The sequence below is a fragment of the Vibrio sp. 811 genome (assembly GCF_033339195.1).
In genome coordinates this window covers 1-532 of sequence record NZ_JAWOUB010000885.1, presented here as the reverse complement: position 1 = coordinate 532, position 532 = coordinate 1, and the positions used below count along the sequence as shown (strand labels likewise).

1 protein-coding gene is annotated in these 532 nt (G+C 48.5%); it reads right to left on the bottom strand.

The features are described 5' to 3' along the window. Positions 1-532: c-type cytochrome (locus R7Q46_RS29940; protein WP_318078688.1), on the bottom strand; the 532-nt coding region annotated here is incomplete at both ends.

Here is a 532-nt window from a genome sequence, read left to right as displayed (position 1 = left end):
GCAGCACGCGAGTCACCAAATAGCCAGTCTTGGTCAGTTAGGTCAGGGGCACCAACTGCTGGGTTACCTTTACCATCTGTACCATGACACGCTGCACACACAACAAAGCGAGCTTTACCTGCTGCAGCTTCACGTGCGTTAACTTTACGACCCGATAGGCTTAATGTGTAACTTACTACTTCTTGGACACCTTGCTCACCAAGCGCATCTTTCCATGCTGGCATTTGACCAATACGGCCATGCATGATGGTTGTTACGATTGCTGCTGGCTCACCGCCATATAGCCATGCGTCATCAGTTAGGTTAGGGAAACCTTTTTGACCGCGAGCATCTGAGCCGTGACATTGTGAACAGTTTTGCAAGAACAAACGTTGACCAACTTTTAATGCTTCTGGGTCTTGCGCGATCTCAGGAACAGGGCGTAGACCATTCGCATTATGAGCAAGTTTACGGAATGCTTCGCCGAAGTAGGCATCCGCATCATCCAGTTCTTTTGCGTATTGGTTGAGTTGTTTATTTTCTTGTGCCTGTG